General features: G+C 74.0%; 14 protein-coding genes. 4 read left to right on the forward strand and 10 right to left on the reverse strand.

What is annotated here, in order from left to right:
* Positions 1 to 49: 49 nt before the first annotated feature.
* Positions 50 to 1,072, reverse strand: coding sequence for a nicotinate-nucleotide--dimethylbenzimidazole phosphoribosyltransferase (gene cobT, locus WD341_RS17100; protein ID WP_368426695.1), 1,023 nt, complete (start codon positions 1,070 to 1,072; stop codon positions 50 to 52).
* A gap of 164 nt (positions 1,073 to 1,236) precedes the next feature.
* On the opposite strand from cobT, the gene WD341_RS17105 reads away from it, so the two are divergent.
* The 3 genes from WD341_RS17105 (at position 1,237) to WD341_RS17115 (ending at position 3,485) form a co-directional block, all read left to right on the forward strand.
* Entirely contained in the window at positions 1,237 to 1,983 is a 747-nt protein-coding gene (locus tag WD341_RS17105) for an adenosylcobinamide-GDP ribazoletransferase (protein ID WP_368426696.1), read from the forward strand.
* Between the two features lie 23 nt (positions 1,984 to 2,006).
* Positions 2,007 to 2,660 carry a histidine phosphatase family protein gene (locus tag WD341_RS17110; RefSeq protein WP_368426697.1) on the forward strand — a complete coding sequence of 218 codons (654 nt, stop codon included), beginning with the start codon at positions 2,007 to 2,009 and terminating at the stop codon, positions 2,658 to 2,660.
* Between the two features lie 126 nt (positions 2,661 to 2,786).
* Positions 2,787 to 3,485 carry a lipid-binding SYLF domain-containing protein gene (locus tag WD341_RS17115; RefSeq protein WP_368426698.1) on the forward strand — a complete coding sequence of 233 codons (699 nt, stop codon included), beginning with the start codon at positions 2,787 to 2,789 and terminating at the stop codon, positions 3,483 to 3,485.
* A 54-nt stretch (positions 3,486 to 3,539) separates the two neighbouring features.
* On the opposite strand, the gene WD341_RS17120 is transcribed toward WD341_RS17115, so the two are convergent.
* The 9 genes from WD341_RS17120 to aroA all read right to left on the reverse strand — a co-directional run bounded on the left by WD341_RS17120 (position 3,540) and on the right by aroA (position 12,892).
* Positions 3,540 to 4,037 (reverse strand): MgtC/SapB family protein, encoded by a 498-nt coding sequence (locus tag WD341_RS17120; protein ID WP_368426699.1) that lies wholly within the window; start codon positions 4,035 to 4,037, stop codon positions 3,540 to 3,542.
* A 90-nt stretch (positions 4,038 to 4,127) separates the two neighbouring features.
* Positions 4,128 to 5,000 carry a cobalamin biosynthesis protein gene (locus WD341_RS17125; protein WP_368426700.1) on the reverse strand — a complete coding sequence of 291 codons (873 nt, stop codon included), beginning with the start codon at positions 4,998 to 5,000 and terminating at the stop codon, positions 4,128 to 4,130.
* 102 nt (positions 5,001 to 5,102) lie between these two features.
* Positions 5,103 to 7,022 (reverse strand): sulfotransferase, encoded by a 1,920-nt coding sequence (locus WD341_RS17130; RefSeq protein ID WP_368426701.1) that lies wholly within the window; start codon positions 7,020 to 7,022, stop codon positions 5,103 to 5,105.
* Positions 7,023 to 7,038: 16 nt separating this feature from the next.
* Positions 7,039 to 7,974 (reverse strand): ornithine cyclodeaminase family protein, encoded by a 936-nt coding sequence (locus tag WD341_RS17135; RefSeq protein WP_368426702.1) that lies wholly within the window; start codon positions 7,972 to 7,974, stop codon positions 7,039 to 7,041.
* 20 nt (positions 7,975 to 7,994) lie between these two features.
* The gene (locus WD341_RS17140) at positions 7,995 to 8,384 is read right to left on the reverse strand and encodes a LapA family protein (RefSeq protein ID WP_368426703.1); all 390 of its coding nucleotides are present in this window, start codon (positions 8,382 to 8,384) and stop codon (positions 7,995 to 7,997) included.
* A gap of 70 nt (positions 8,385 to 8,454) precedes the next feature.
* Entirely contained in the window at positions 8,455 to 8,754 is a 300-nt protein-coding gene (locus WD341_RS17145; protein WP_368426747.1) for an integration host factor subunit beta, read from the reverse strand.
* A 236-nt stretch (positions 8,755 to 8,990) separates the two neighbouring features.
* On the reverse strand, positions 8,991 to 10,724 hold the full coding sequence (rpsA, locus tag WD341_RS17150) for a 30S ribosomal protein S1 (protein ID WP_368426704.1): 1,734 nt from the start codon (positions 10,722 to 10,724) through the stop codon (positions 8,991 to 8,993).
* A 109-nt stretch (positions 10,725 to 10,833) separates the two neighbouring features.
* Entirely contained in the window at positions 10,834 to 11,562 is a 729-nt protein-coding gene (gene cmk / locus WD341_RS17155; protein ID WP_368426705.1) for a (d)CMP kinase, read from the reverse strand.
* Positions 11,563 to 11,581: 19 nt separating this feature from the next.
* On the reverse strand, positions 11,582 to 12,892 hold the full coding sequence (gene aroA, locus WD341_RS17160) for a 3-phosphoshikimate 1-carboxyvinyltransferase (RefSeq protein WP_368426748.1): 1,311 nt from the start codon (positions 12,890 to 12,892) through the stop codon (positions 11,582 to 11,584).
* Between the two features lie 267 nt (positions 12,893 to 13,159).
* On the opposite strand from aroA, the gene WD341_RS17165 reads away from it, so the two are divergent.
* Positions 13,160 to 13,507, forward strand: a complete 348-nt coding sequence (locus WD341_RS17165; protein ID WP_368426706.1) for a TIGR02300 family protein — start codon at positions 13,160 to 13,162, stop codon at positions 13,505 to 13,507.
* Position 13,508 lies beyond the last annotated feature (1 nt).

The raw sequence follows: 13,508 nt of genomic DNA on the forward strand, positions 1-13,508 counted from the left end.
AAACCTTCGCTTCGTCCCGAGCCTGTCGAGGGGCGTGAAAGCGCCTACCCTAAGCCTTGCCGCTGACTCCGGCTTCCTCGAAGGTTCGCATGCCGTTGTGGCAGGCGCAGGCGGCCTGCAGCAGGCCGAGGGCGAGGACCGCGCCGCTGGCCTCGCCGAGGCGCATGTCCAGGTCGAGCAGCGGCGTCTTGCCGAGCGCGCCCAGCAGGCGGGCGTGGCCCGGCTCGACCGAGCGGTGGGCGACCAGGCAGTGGTCGAGGGCGTGGCGGTCGAGGCGCTGCAGCACCGCCGCCGCCGCCGTCGCGGCGAAGCCGTCGAGCACCACCGGGATGCGCGCCAGGCGGCAGGCCATGACCGCGCCGGCGATCGCCGCCAGCTCGTAGCCGCCCAGGCGCCGCAGCGCCTCGAAGGGGTCCTCGCGCGCTTCGGGATTGGCCGCGAGGCCGGCCTCGACGGCGGCGACCTTGCGGGCCAGCCCGGCCTCGTCGACGCCGCTGCCGCGGCCGACCCAGTCGGCCGCCTCGCCGCCGAACAGCGCCAGGCAGAGGGCGGCGGCGCTGGTCGTGTTGGCGATGCCCATCTCGCCCAGCGCCATGGCGTCGAAGCCCTCCTCGACCGACATCATGCCGTAGGCCAGGGCGCGCGCGCAGTCGGCCTCCTCCATCGCCGGGCCGGCGGCGAAGTCGGCGGTCGGCTGGTCGAGCGCCATCTCGTAGATGCGCAGATCGGCGCCGACCCAGGCGGCGAGCTGGTTGACCGCGGCGCCGCCCTCGATGAAGTTGGCGACCATCTGCGCCGTGACCTCGGCCGGGTAGGCCGAGACGCCGCGCGCCGCGACGCCGTGGTTGCCGGCGAAGACCGCGACCCGGGGCCGCTCCATGGCCGGGTCCGGACGGCCCTGCCAGGAGGCCAGCCAGACCGCCAGCTCCTCGAGCCGGCCGAGCGAGCCGGCCGGCTTGGTCAGCTGCGCCTGGCGCGCGGCGGCGGCCGCGCCGGCCTCGGCGTCGGCCAGCGGGAACTCGCCGATCAGGGCGCGGATCTCCTCGAGGTTCGGCTCGGCAATCTCGCTCATGGTGTTCGCTCCGCTTGCGCTGCGCCCCTTCCGCGATCGCTCCCGCGGCAGCCCCCGCGGCAGCCCCCCGGCAAGCTATCGCTTCCGTCGCGGGGCGCGACTGTCCTATAGCTCGCGAGTCGAGACCAGCCCCGAATCCCCCACCTGCCAGGAAAGACCCGGTCATGTCCGCCTTCCTCGCCGACTTCCTCAACGCCGCCCGCCTGCTGACCCGCCTGCCCCTGCCGGCCGCCGAGGCGAGCCGCAGCCCGGGCCGCAGCGCGCGGGCCTACCCTCTCGTCGGCCTGCTGATCGGCGCCCTCGCCGCGCTCGCCTTCACGATCTTCGAGGGCCTCGAGCTGGGCACCTGGCTGGCCGGCTTCCTGACCCTGGGGGTCACCATCCTGCTGACCGGCGCCCTGCACGAGGACGGCCTGGCCGATACGGCCGACGGCTTCGGCGGCGGCGGCGACCGCGAGGCCAAGCTGGCGATCCTGCGCGACAGCCGGATCGGCACCTACGGCGTGCTGGCGCTCGGCCTGTCGCTGGCGCTGCGCGGCCTCGCCCTCGGCCTGCTCGGCGAGCTGGAGCTGGCGGCGGCGGCGCTGGTCGCCGCCCACGCCCTGTCGCGCGGCCTGCTGCCGGTGCTGATGGTGTTCCAGCCGCTCGCCCGCGCCGACGGGCTGGCGGTCGCCGCCGGCCGCAGCCTGGGCGGCGACGCCTGGGCGGCTCTCGCCCTGGGCGCGGTGATCGCCTGGGCGGCGCTGTCGTTCGGGGCCGCGCTGCTGGCCCTGGTCCTGGGCCTGATCGCGGTCTTCGGCCTCGGGCGGCTGGCCGAGCGCCAGATCGGCGGCTATACCGGCGACGTCCTGGGCGCCCTGCAGCAGGCGCTGGAGATCCTGGTGCTGCTGGTCGTGGTCGCCCTGGCCTGAGAGCCGCCTTCAAGGGAGCGAGCATGACCGACACGACGCGCTGGTGGTGGATCCGCCACGCCCCGGTGGACTCCGGGGGCCTGATCTACGGCCAGGAGGACCTGGACTGCGACTGCGGGCAGCAGGAGGTCTTCACCGGCCTGGCGACTCGCCTGCCCGGCGAGGCGCTCTGGGTGACCAGCCACCTGAAGCGCACCCACCAGACCGCCGAAGCCATCCGCGCCCACCTGCCGGCGCCGCCGGCCGAGACGCTGGTCGAGCCGCGTTTCGCGGAGCAGCACTTCGGCGAGTGGCAGGGCCTCAGCCACGAGGCGCTGCGCGAGCGGCGCGCGCCGGAGTGGCACCGCTTCTGGCACGCGCCGGCCCACGAGCGGCCCCCGGGCGGCGAGTCCTTCGACGATCTGGTCGCGCGCACCGCCGCGGCGGTGGAGGAGATCTCCGAGCGCCACGCCGGCGGGGACATCATCTGCGTCGCCCACGGCGGGACGATCCGCGCCGCCCTGGCGATCGCGCTGGGCGGCCAGAGCGAGGCGGTTCTCTCCTTCGCCGTCGCCAACTGCTCGCTGACCCGCATCGACCGCATCGTCGGCGCCGCCGGCAGCCACGATCCGGGGGCCGCGGTCGCCTGGCGCATCGGCCTGGTCAACTTCCCGCCCCACGGCGTGCTGGGGGCCTAGCTCGGCCGGGCGGCCGATGAACTTACCGGCAGGCGGGGCGTTCCCTCGCGGCACTGCGCGCCCCACATTCGGGGACAGGGGCCGCTGCAGGGGCGGCCCCCCGCCACCATCTGAGAAGGATCATCCATGAGCCTCACTCTCGCACGCCGCTCCGCGCTCCGGCTCGGCCTCGCCGCCCTGGCGCTGGGCACCGTCGCGACCGCCAGCCTGCCGGCCCTCGCCGACGATCTCGCCGAGGCGCGCGACGTGCTCGCACGCTCGACCTCGGTGTACCAGAAGCTGAAGACCGATCCCGGCCTGCCGGAGCTGTCGCGCTACGTGCAGGACGCCCGCGCCGTCATGATCTTCCCGCGCCTGATCAAGGGCGGCTTCATCCTCGGCGGCGAGGGCGGCGACGGCGTGCTGCTGGTCAAGGACGACGCCGGCAACTGGAGCGCCCCGGCCTTCTATTCCCTGGCCGCGGCCAGCCTGGGCCTGCAGATCGGCGGCCAGGTCTCCGAGGTCGTGCTGACGATCATGAGCGACGGCGCGCTCGACGCCGTCCTGCGCAACAACTTCAAGCTCGGCGCCGACGCCTCGATCGCGGTCGGTCCGATCGGCAAGGGCGTCGAGGCGAGCACGACCTCGAACTTCGAGGCGGACGTCTATGCCTTCTCGAAGAACCAGGGGCTCTACGGCGGCGCCTCCGCGGAGGGTGCCGCGCTGGTCGAATCCAAGGGCTACAACTCGGCCTTCTACGGCACCGGTGCCCGCGCCGAGGGCATCGTCCTCGACCGCCAGTACAGCACCGCCGAAGCCGACGTCCTGCGCCAGTCCCTGAAGTAGCGCCGGACGACGAGGGACTTCGCCCGAAGAGCCCGCGTCCCGCGGGTCCGGGCGTCAATCCGGCCCGTCCTCCCCGGTGCCCCGGCCCTGGCGACGGTCGAACAGGCGGCGCTCGAGGAAGCCGAGGCCGGTGAGCACCAGGATCGCCATCGTCGTGCCGACCACGGCCATCTCGTAGAAACCGCCGCCGGCGGCGACGCCGACCGCGCCGACCAGCCAGATCGAGGCGCCGGTGGTCACGCCCTCGAGCCGGCGCGAAGCCTGGATGATCGTGCCGGCACCCAGGAAGGCGACGCCGGTCAGCACGGCCTCGACGACGCGCACGGGATCGGCGCGCGAGGAGTCCGAAGCCTCCTCGGCCATCAGGAACAGCTCGAAGCTCAGCATCGTGAAGAGCGCCGAAGCGAGCGACACCAGGATGTGCGTGCGCAGGCCGGCGGGGCGGTCGTGCCACTCCCGGTCGAGGCCGATCACCCCGCCCAGCAGGACGGCGATGCCCAGGCGCTCGGCGAGCTGGAGCAGGTCGAAGACGGCGGTCGGATTGTCCGGCATGGCGACGCTCCGGCTGGCAGAACCTGTCATGACAACGCGGAGGCTCTCGCGCGGTTGCCTGCCCTGGGCCGCGCCGCCCGTCCGAGGGCGTCAGGCGACCTGGCCGCGCAGCAGCAGGCGCGCGACGACCAGCAGCACCAGCGAGCCGCCGAGCAGCAGGCCGGCCAGGACGTGGCGGTCGAGCGCCGCGGCGAGAGCATCGAGCGGGGCGGCCGGCCTGCGGTGGCTGCGCAGGCTGCCCGCCAGCGCCAGCAGGAGGTCGGCGAGTCGAGCGGCCGGCCAGCGAAGGAGCCGCTGAATCCGGGCCAGGGGCCGGCCGAAGGCGCCGCTGACCGGGCCGCGGGCGGCGGCGACGGACGGTCCGCTCAACACCAGGCAGGCCCGCTGCACCGCCGCCCAGGCGAACAGCCCGGGCAGCCCGAGCAGGCCGAACCACAGGGCGGGCGCCACCGCGCCGTCGGCGAAGCGGCGCTCGAGCAGCGTGACGGCGGTCACCGCCAGGCCCTGGCGCGGCAGCGCCTCGACCGCCTGCGGCGCGAGCTCGGCGGCACCCAGGCGGACCAAGGCCTCGCGCGCCGCCGCGCCGCCGTCGCGCTCCAGGGCGGCCAGCACCGAGCGCGCGCGGCGATGGCTGCGCCGCAGCCCGAGCGCGCCGAACAGCAGCAGCAGCTCGAGCGCCCAGGCGAAGGGATAGTGGCGGGTGAACAGGCCGAGCAGCGCGCCCGCGGCCAGCGCCCCGGCGAGAACCAGGGCCGCGACCAGGGCACCGCGCCAGGCCAGCGTGACCGCGCCCCGCTCGGGCCGGTCGAGCCGCTGCTCCAGCGCGCGCAGCAGCTCGGCGAAGCGGCGCCACGGCCAGGACCAGCCTTTCAGTCCCCAGTCGAGCCCGCCGAGATAGGCTTCGGCGGCGAGGGCGGCGAGCAGCAGCAGCAGGGGATCGGCGGCGCCGTAGGCTCCGGGCAAGACGGGGGCTCCTCGAGGGCTCGGGCCGGGGAGCGGCAGCATGGCCGCCGAGCCGCCGGGCAGCAAGGGGAAGGGGCGCCGCCGCCCCCAAGGAAGTTCGCGCTAGTCGGCGAGCTCGAGGCCACCCTCCGCCAGCGCCTCGACGAAGCCCGCGAGCTGGCAGCGGTAGGCGCGCCAGCGGCCGACGGCGGCGCGGTCGATCGGCTGGCGAACCTGCCAGGCGCTGGCCGTGCGGACCGGGCGATCGGCGTCCTGGAAGTTCAGGCAGGCGGGGTCCCAGGCCAGGCCGCAGTGGGCGACCAGGCGGCGCGATTCGCCCTCCTGGTCGGCGACCAGCCGCTCGTGCTCGACCTCGAGGATCATGCCCGGGGGCAGCACGGACTGCCAGTGGTCCATCAGCCGGCGGTGCGCCAGCACCTGCTGCGCAAGATCGAGGAGGTCGTGGCTGAAGGTGTGGCCGCGGCCGAAGAACTCGAAGAAGTTGGAGAGGGCGACGTCGCGGGGATCGCGGCGGCAGGACAGGATGCGCGCGCCCGGCAGCGCCAGGGCGGCGAGGCCGAGGTAGTGGTAGTTGCCCGGCAGCTTGTCGGTGACACGCGCCGCGCCGGCCGCCGCCGCCGGCCAGCGCGCCCGGTAGTCGGCGGCGAGGCCGGCCAGGGCGGCGGCGTCCAGCTCGGCGGCGCAGGCCGGCCAGGCCGCTGCCGATCCCAGGCGCGCCGGCAGGGCCCGCGCCAGGGCCGGCAGCACGGTCAGTTCGCCGGCGCCGTGGACGCGAGGGTGGCTGGCCAGGATCTGCTCGACCAGCGTCGTGCCGGAGCGCGGCAGGCCGACGATGAAGACCGGCCCGGCAGCGGCCTCCCCGGCCCCGGCAAGGCGCTCGAAGAGGCTCGCGGGAAAGGCCGCCAGCAGCGCCTCGACATAGGTCGCATAGGCGGCTGCGTCGTGCGGCCGGAGCAGGCGTGCGAGCGCGTTGGCCCGCTCGGCGGCGGCGAAGGCGGCGTCGTGGGCCTCGCCAAGCCGCAGCGCCCGGGCCAGCGCGAAGCCTGCGACGGCGCGCTCGCTCTCCGGCTTAGCCGAATTCTCCAGGATCGCCTGCAGCCGTCCGGCCAGAGCGTCGCCGGGCGCCAGGGCGCGGCCCTGGACCAGGGCGGCCAGCGCGTCGGCGTCCTCCGGTGCCAGCTCGATCGCCTGGCGCAGGGGCGCCTGGGCTTCCGCGAAGCGGCCGAGCAGCTGCAGGGCGTGGCCAAGACCGCCGTGGAGCTCGGCATCGGCGGGCGCCAGCTCCAGGCCGCGCCGGAAGGTCTCGATGGCCGCCTCGACCTCGCCGACCCGCTCCTGGGCCTGTCCGAGCGCCTTGAGGGCGGCCAGCGAGCTCGGCACCAGGGCCAGCGCCCGGCGCAGCGGCTCGAGGGCCCAGGCCTCGCGACCGAGCCGGAGCAGGGCCTCGCCGCGACCGATCAGGGCCGGCGCCAGGTCCGGCTGCAGCGCCAGCGCCTGGTCGAAGGCGTCCAGGGCTTCCTCGGCGTGCTCGAGCCGGATCAGCGCGGCGCCCAGGTTGTTCAGCACCGACGGCACCGCCGGCTCGATCTCCAGCGCCCGCCGGTAGGCGGCGGCGGCAGCGGCATAGTCGCGGCCGCCCGCCTCGAGGTCGCCGAGCAGCGCCCACAGTCCGGCGTCGCCCGGCAGGACCGCCAAGGCCGCCTGCAGGGTCGCCAGCGACCCCGACCGGTCGCCGAGGGCGCGCTGCGTCGCAGCCAGGCTGCGCCGAAAGGCGGGATTGTCCGGTGCGGCCTCGACGGCGCGTCGAAGCGGAGCCAGGGCCGCGCGGCCCGGGCCGCCCTGGTGCAGCGCCAGGCCGTAGAGGTGCAGCGTGTCGGGGTGGCGGGGCGCCGCCTGCAGCAGGCGCCGATAGAGCGGCAGGGCCTCGGCGGGGCGGCCGGCCCGGTGCAGCGCGACGGCCTGCTCCAGCAAGGCCTGGAGCTGGGCTGGGCCCGGTCTGCCCGGCCCGGCCCCCGCGGTCATCCCGTCGCCTGGGCGGTCATGCCCGCTCGACGACCAGCTGGGCGGCGACCAGGTCCTCGAGGGCGGTGCCGACCGACTTGAACAGCGTGATCTCCTCCTCGGTGCGGCGGCCGGTGCGCTCGCCGCGGGCGAGCTCGAACAGGTCGCCGGCGATGTCCTGCTCGCTCAGCGCCCCACTCTTCAGGGGCTGGACGATGTCGCCGCCCTCCTTGGTGGCGCCGGCGCGGGTATCGACGAAGACGCTCGCACGGCGGATCGCCTGGTCGTCGGTCTCGCGCATCTCCGGCGTGAAGGCGCCGACCAGGTCGAGGTGGACCCCCGGCTGCAGCCAGTCGCCGCGGACCAGCGGCTCGCGGCTCAGGGTCGCGCAGCTGATGACGTCGGCGCCGCGCGCCGCGCCCTCCAGGTCCTCGGTGAAGCCGACCTCGAGGTCGCTGCGGTCGAGCGAGCGGGCCAGGGCCTCGGCCTTGGCCGCCGAGCGGCCCCAGACCGTCACGCTGCGGATCGGCCGCACCGCGGCGTGCGCCTCGATCAGGTGCGGCGCCAGGGCGCCGGTGCCGACCATCAGCAGCCGCTCGGAGTCCTGGCGGGCCAGGTAGCTGGCACCGAGCGCCGAGGCGGCCGCGGTCCGCCGCAGGGTCAGCATGGGGCCGTCGATCAGGGCCAGCGGCTGGCCGGTCGTCCAGTCGTTGAGCAGGTAGATGCCCATGACCGCCGGCAGCGAGCGCTCGGCGTTGCCCGGCGTCACCGTGACGATCTTGATGCCGACGTGGCGGCCCGACTGCCAGGCCGGCATCAGCAGCAGCGTCGCATCGGGCTCGCCGGTCCTCGGGATGCTGTGGTGGTGGCGGACGGGCGCGGCGACGTCGCCGCGGAAGCCCTCGCGCAGGGTCTCGACCAGGGAAGGGAAATCCAGGGCGGCCTGAACCTCCTTGGCGGCGACGGTACGCATAGGCAGGCTACTCTTCGTGTTCAGCGGTTGGAATTGCCGGGCAGCGCCGGGCTGGCGGGCGCCGGCAGCGCCGGCCGCGGGCCTTCCGCGGGACGCTCGCCCTGCGGCGCGCGGGCCGCGCGCTCGGCCTCGGCCTGGCGCAGCTTGCTCAGCTCGCGCTCCGTGGCCGCCGTCCGGCGCCGCTCGCTGCGCAGGGCCGAGCGATTGCGGCCCTCGAAGACCCATTCCAGGAACAGGCCGAGCAGGACGCCGACGGCGAGGCTGCCGAGCACGACCAGGAACAGCGGCAGCGCGATCTCGTAGCGCAGCGGCCAGAGGTCGAGCGCCACCGCCGCCCGGTTGTTCACCGAGAAGACGACCAGCAGGAGCAGGAGAGGCAGGGCGATCAGAAGCCAGAGCAACCGCTTCACTGGGTGGGTCTCCCTTGCAGGCCGATCCGGTGCGGGGGCGCTGCCCGGCGGGCCGGCCGACGGACTTGCGTCACTCGACGTTCAGGCGCTCGCGCAGCTGCTTGCCGGTCTTGAAGAAGGGCACGGCCTTGGCCGCGACCGGCACGGCCTCGCCGGTCCTGGGGTTCCGGCCGATCCGCGACTCACGCTGCTTGACCGAGAAGGCGCCGAAGCCGCGCAGCTCGACCCGGTCGCCGCGGGCCAGCGCCTCGGCGATCTCGTCGAAGATCGTCGAGACGATGCGGTCGACGTCGCGGTGGTAGAGATGCGGATTGAGCTCGGCAATCCGCTGGATCAGCTCGGACTTGGTCATGGTTCCCCGATTCTCGATCCAGGCCGGACCCTCGGAGGGCCCGAAGGCTCGCCGGCAAGGCCCCGGCGGGGACAGGTTCGCGCACGAACCCGGTCCAGCCTGCCAGAGGTCTCCGGAACGGTCAAGGAAGCGCCTTTCATAACAAGGAGATAACCGGCGAGCCGCGCGGTGGTTCCCGGCTCGAAGCAAAGCGGACAAGAAAACGGCCCGGCCCTGGTGGGCCCGGCCGTGTCTCTATGCAGCGAGCGGCGCGGCTACTTCTCGTCGCCCTCGGGCTCCTGCTTCTTCTGCTGCTGCTTCAGCGCGGCGCCCAGGATGTCGCCCAGGCTGGCGCCCGAGTCGGTGTTGCCGTACTCGGCCATGGCCTGCTTCTCCTCCTCCATCTGCAGCTGCTTGATGGAGAGCGAGATCTTGCGGGTCTTGCGGTCGACGCTGGTGATCTTGGCGTCGACGCGCTCGCCCACCGCATAGCGCTCCGGGCGCTGCTCGGAGCGCTCGCGGGCCAGATCGGTCTTGCGGATGAAGCCGGTGATGCCCTCGGCGAGCTGCAGCTCGACGCCGCCGTCGTTGACCTCGGAGACCGTGCCGGTGACGGCCGCGCCCTTCTTGAAGCGGTCGGCGGTGTCCTCGAAGGGATCGGAGCCGAGCTGCTTGATGCCGAGCGAGATGCGCTCCTTCTCGACGTCGATGTCGAGCAGCTTGACCTTGACCATCTGGCCCTTCTGGTAATCCTTCACGGCCTCCTCGCCGGAACGCTCCCAGTCGAGGTCCGAGAGGTGGACCATGCCGTCGATCTCGCCGGGCAGGCCGACGAACAGGCCGAACTCGGTGATGTTCTTGACCTCGCCTTCCAGCTCGGTGCCGATCGGGAAGCGCTCGACCAGATCCTCCCAGGGGTTCGCCTGGACCTGCTTGAGGCCGAGCGAGATGCGGCGCTTCTGCTCGTCGACGTCGAGGATCATCACCTCGACCTCCTGGGAGGTCGAGACGATCTTGCCCGGGTGGATGTTCTTCTTGGTCCAGCTCATCTCCGAGACGTGGACCAGGCCCTCGATGCCCGGCTCCAGCTCGACGAAGGCGCCGTAGTCGGTGATGTTGGTCACGCGGCCCAGGAACTTGGCGCCGGTCGGGTACTTGGCCGAGACGCCTTCCCAGGGATCGGCCTCGAGCTGCTTCATGCCGAGGCTGATGCGCTGGGTCTCCGGGTTGAAGCGGATGACCTGGACCTGGACCTGCTGGCCGATCGAGAGCGCCTCGGTCGGGTGGTTGATGCGGCGCCAGGAGATGTCGGTGACGTGGAGCAGGCCGTCGACGCCGCCGAGGTCGACGAAGGCGCCGTAGTCGGTGATGTTCTTGACGACGCCCGGCAGGACCTGGCCTTCCTTGAGGTTGGCGACCAGCTCGCTGCGCTGCTCTGCGCGGTCCTCTTCCAGGACGGCGCGGCGCGAGACCACGATGTTGCCGCGCGAGCGGTCCATCTTGAGGATCTGGAAGGGCTGCGGGGTGTGCATCAGCGGCGTGACGTCGCGCACCGGGCGGATGTCGACCTGGCTGCCCGGCAGGAAGGCCACGGCGCCCGACAGGTCGACGGTGAAGCCGCCCTTGACCCGGCCGAAGATGTGGCCGGTGACGCGGGCGTTGTCGGCATAGGCCTTCTCGAGCTGGTTCCAGCTCTCCTCGCGCCGGGCCTTCTCGCGGCTCAGCATGGCCTCGCCGTTCTTGTCCTCCATGCGCTCCAGGAACACCTCGACGGTGTTGCCGGGCACGATGTCGGCCTCCTCGCCGCCCTTGACGAATTCCTTCAGCGCGACGCGGCCCTCGGACTTCAGGCCGACGTCGATCAGGACGCTGTCGCCCTCGACGCGGATGATGCGTCCGCGCAGGACCGTACCCTCGAGGCTTTCCTCGGTGCCGAGGGATTCGTCCAGCAACGCGGCGAAGGATTCCTTGTTCTGGGTCTGCTCAGAGACGGCGGTGGTGTCGCTCATGACTGTCTGTAGTCCTTTCGCATATTCAGGGTTATCCAGGCCGGCCGGTTTTTCCGGCGGTCTTCCCGACGCCGCCCCCGCGCCGCTGCGCGGTCGAGGGGGTGGAGCGTCAGGCTCGTTTGGTCGCGGCGAGGCCAGTTTTCCGTTCGACGAAGCGAAGCGCCGTTTCCAGCGCCTCCTCGATGCCGAGATCCGTCGTGTCGAGGAGCTCGGCGTCGTCCGCCGGCTTCAGGGGAGCGTCCGCGCGAGTGCGATCACGCGCATCGCGCTCCTTCAGGTCTGCCAGGACGGCCGCGTATATAACCCCGCTGCCGCCCTGCCGCAACTCTTCCATGCGCCGGCGCGCACGGATCTCGACGCTGGCGTCGACGAAGAGCTTGGCCGGGGCGTCGGGGCAGACCACCGTGCCGATGTCCCGGCCGTCGAGCACGGCCCCTGCCCGGCCGTCCGGCGGATGCGCCGCGAAGCCCCGCTGGAAGTCGAGCAGCGCCGCCCGCACCCGCGGGTTGGCGGCGACCCGCGAGGCCGCCGCACCGACCGCCTCGCTGCGCAGGTCGGGGCGCGCCAGGTCGGCCGGGGTCAGCCGCTCGGCGGCCCGGGCCGCGGCCGCGGCGTCGCCCGGATCGCCGTCCTCGGCCAGCACCTTGGCGCCGACCGCCCGGTAGAGCGCGCCGGTGTCCAGGTAGGCCAGCCCCAGGCGCGCCGCCAGGCCGCGCGCCAGCGTGCCCTTGCCGGCCGCCGCCGGCCCGTCGATGGCGATCACCAGGGGCCGCGCGGACTCGTCGCGGGCTGGTTCGCGGTGCGTGCCGGGGGGCGGGTCGGGGCGCGGGTCGCTCATCGGGCTCCACCCCGGGGGCTCAGCCGATGTCCGCCCCGAGGCCGCGCAGCAGGGCCGCGAAGCCGGGGAAGGAGGTGTCGATCGGGCTGGCGTCGTCGATCTCGACCGGGGCCGCCGCGCCCAGCCCGAGCACCAGGAAGGTCATGGCGATGCGATGGTCGAGGTCGGCCTCGATGCGCGCGCCGCCGGCCGGCGGCCTGCCGCCCCGGCCCTGCACGACCAGCCAGTCCTCGCCCTCCTCGACCTCGACGCCGCAGGCCGCCAGGCCGCGCGCCGTGGCGCTGAGGCGGTCGCTCTCCTTGACGCGCAGCTCGCCGAGCCCGCGCAGCTCCGTGCGGCCCTCGGCGAAGGCCGCGGCGACCGCCAGGACCGGGTACTCGTCGATCATCGAGGGCGCGCGCGCCGCCGGCACCGCGATGCCCTTGAGCGGCCCGGCCTCGACCGCGAGATCGGCGACCGGCTCGCCGGCCTGCTCGCGGCGGTTCTGCAGGGTCAGGCGCGCGCCCATCTCGAGCAGGCAGTCGAGCAGGCCGGTGCGCAGCGGGTTGATGCCGACGTTCTCGACGACGACCGAGGAGCCGGGCCGGATCAGCGCCGCGACCAGGGGAAAGGCCGCCGAGGAGATGTCGCCCGGCACGGCGACCGGCCCGCCGGTCAGGCGCGCCGGCCCCCGCAGCCGGACGTGGCGGCCGTCGGCCTCGTCGGCGACCGTCACCTCGGCGCCGAAGGCGCGCAGCATGTTTTCCGTGTGGTCGCGCGTCGCCTCCGGCTCGATCACCTCGGTCGTGCCGGCGGCGGCAAGTCCGGCCAACAGCAGCGCCGACTTCACCTGGGCCGAGGCGACCGGCAGGCGGTAGGCCACCGGCTGCGGCCGCTCGGCGCCCTGCACCGCGAGGGGCAGCCGCCCGCCGGCGCGCGACAGGAAGCGGGCGCCGGTCAACGCCAGGGGCTCGGTGACCCGGCCCATCGGCCGGCGGCTCAGCGAGGCGTCGCCGACCAGTACGGCGAAGATCGGCTGCTGGACGAGCAGGCCGAGGCAGAGCCGCGCGCCGGTACCGGCATTGCCGAAGTCGAGCGGCCGCTCGGGCTCGGCCAGCCGGCCGACGCCGCGGCCGGCGACCCGCCAGCGGCCGGGTCCGAGACGCTCGACCTCGGCCCCGAGCGCGGCCATGGCGGCGGCGGTCGCCAGCACGTCCTCGCCCTCGAGCAGGCCCTCGATGCGGGTCTCGCCCTCGGCCAGGGCGCCGAGCATCAGCGCGCGGTGCGAGATCGACTTGTCGCCCGGCACCGTCAGGCGACCGCTCAGGGGACCGCCCGGGCGCGCGGTCATGGCGCGGGGTGCGGTGGTGCGGGCCTCGGTGCGGTCCTCGGGGCGGTCCTCGGGGCTGTGTCCTGGCTTCACGGCTGCTTTCCGGCGGCTCGGGCGGACCCGGGGGCGGGGCCGCCGGCGCGAAGCCGCGGCGCCCGGCGTCCCGGCAGGCGACGCCCGGGGGCTTAGCGGCGCGAGAAGGGTTTGACAAGCCCGGCAGGCCGTGGCAAACGCGCCGCCTCATTCCAGCCCTGAAAATCCGCGGTCAGCAGAGACGGGAGAACCGACGTGGCGAAGCCTGAGTGGGGCAGCAAGCGCATCTGCCAGAGTTGCGGCGCGAAGTTCTACGACTTCGACAAGAACCCGATCGTCTGCCCGGCCTGCAGCGCCACCTTCGATCCCGAGGCGATCCTGAAGAGCCGGCGCGGCAAGGCGCCGGTCTCGAAGGAGAAGGCCAAGCCGGTCAAGTCCAAGGTCGACGAGGCGCGCGACGACGCGATCATGGACGACGACGAGGTCGAGCTCGACGAGGACGCCGAGGAGGAATCCGAGGACGAGGAGGTCGTCGAGGACGCCTCGGACCTGGGTGACGACGACCTCGAGGTCGATGTCGCGGAGGACGAGAAGGAGAACTGAC

This window comes from Tistlia sp. (assembly GCF_040905785.1).
Classification (GTDB): domain Bacteria; phylum Pseudomonadota; class Alphaproteobacteria; order Kiloniellales; family DSM-21159; genus Tistlia.

Excerpts from the sequence above, each read along its gene's own strand:
- aroA (WP_368426748.1), bottom strand. The coding sequence starts at position 12,892 with ATGACCGCGCGCCCGGGCGGTCCCCTGAGCGGTCGCCTGACGGTGCCG.
- cobT (WP_368426695.1), bottom strand. The coding sequence starts at position 1,072 with ATGAGCGAGATTGCCGAGCCGAACCTCGAGGAGATCCGCGCCCTGATC.
- WD341_RS17105 (WP_368426696.1), top strand. The coding sequence starts at position 1,237 with ATGTCCGCCTTCCTCGCCGACTTCCTCAACGCCGCCCGCCTGCTGACC.
- WD341_RS17135 (WP_368426702.1), bottom strand. The coding sequence starts at position 7,974 with ATGCGTACCGTCGCCGCCAAGGAGGTTCAGGCCGCCCTGGATTTCCCT.
- rpsA (WP_368426704.1), bottom strand. The coding sequence starts at position 10,724 with ATGAGCGACACCACCGCCGTCTCTGAGCAGACCCAGAACAAGGAATCC.
- WD341_RS17115 (WP_368426698.1), top strand. The coding sequence starts at position 2,787 with ATGAGCCTCACTCTCGCACGCCGCTCCGCGCTCCGGCTCGGCCTCGCC.
- WD341_RS17130 (WP_368426701.1), bottom strand. The coding sequence starts at position 7,022 with ATGACCGCGGGGGCCGGGCCGGGCAGACCGGGCCCAGCCCAGCTCCAG.
- cmk (WP_368426705.1), bottom strand. The coding sequence starts at position 11,562 with ATGAGCGACCCGCGCCCCGACCCGCCCCCCGGCACGCACCGCGAACCA.
- WD341_RS17110 (WP_368426697.1), top strand. The coding sequence starts at position 2,007 with ATGACCGACACGACGCGCTGGTGGTGGATCCGCCACGCCCCGGTGGAC.
- WD341_RS17120 (WP_368426699.1), bottom strand. The coding sequence starts at position 4,037 with ATGCCGGACAATCCGACCGCCGTCTTCGACCTGCTCCAGCTCGCCGAG.